An 887-nucleotide genomic window follows, 5' to 3' on the forward strand; every position below is an offset into this window, starting at 1 on the left:
GCCTCCTGCCCCCTGCATCCTGCCCCCTGCCTCCAGCCCCCTGTCTTATTTCTTCCTGTAAATACTAGACAAAAGACGGACATACAATTGACAATTAACCCAGATAACTTTTTTATGCTTTTGGAGACAGCTTTGGAACGCACTTTTTTAGCAATCAAGCCTGATGGAGTTCAACGCGGGTTGGTGGGTGAAATTATCCGTCGTTTTGAAACTAAAGGCTTTACCCTGGTAGGCTTAAAGTTGATTAATGTCAGTAAAGAGTTGGCTGAACAACATTATGATGTTCACCGGGAAAGACCTTTTTTTGCTGGGTTAGTAGAATTTATTACTTCTGGACCCGTGGTGGCGATGGTTTGGCAAGGTGAAGGTGTGGTTGCTTCTGCAAGAAAAATTATTGGTGCTACCAATCCTTTAACCTCTGAACCTGGTACTATTCGCGGTGATTTTGGGATTAATATTGGTCGGAACTTGATCCACGGTTCTGATGCGATTGAAACTGCACAACGAGAAATTAAACTGTGGTTTAAGGATGAGGAGTTGGTTAGCTGGACTCCTCATTTAGCTCCCTGGTTGAAAGAATAGTTTGGTAATTGGTAATTGGTAATTGGTAATGGGTAATTGGTAAAAACTCTTACCCAGTCACCAGTCACCAGTCACCAGTCCCCAGTCCCCAGTCACCAGTCCCCAGTCCCCAGTCCCCAGTCCCCAGTCCCCAGGTCCCGGTCCCCGGTCAACAGCCCCCAGCTCGCAGTCATAAGGACCACATCCCCAGCATGCAAGCACCATGCCCCAGTCACTTATTCACACCAATTGCACATCAGTATACACGTCAATACACAACTTGCATGTCTTCACTCACGATGCTACGATCTGGACTAGGTAAAGAC

2 protein-coding genes are annotated in these 887 nt (G+C 46.6%); both read left to right on the forward strand.

Features of this window, described 5'->3' with window-relative positions; all coding sequences use genetic code 11:
- The first annotated feature begins 132 nt into the window (after window positions 1–132).
- A complete protein-coding gene (gene ndk, locus FFR48_RS28115; RefSeq protein ID WP_096572562.1) occupies window positions 133–582 on the forward strand; it encodes a nucleoside-diphosphate kinase in 450 nt (149 codons plus the stop codon).
- 36 nt (window positions 583–618) lie between these two features.
- Window positions 619–879 carry a hypothetical protein gene (locus FFR48_RS28120; RefSeq protein ID WP_137669601.1) on the forward strand — a complete coding sequence of 87 codons (261 nt, stop codon included), beginning with the start codon at window positions 619–621 and terminating at the stop codon, window positions 877–879.
- Window positions 880–887 lie beyond the last annotated feature (8 nt).

It is taken from the genome of Sphaerospermopsis reniformis (assembly GCF_005402885.1).
GTDB classification, from domain to species: domain Bacteria; phylum Cyanobacteriota; class Cyanobacteriia; order Cyanobacteriales; family Nostocaceae; genus Sphaerospermopsis; species Sphaerospermopsis kisseleviana.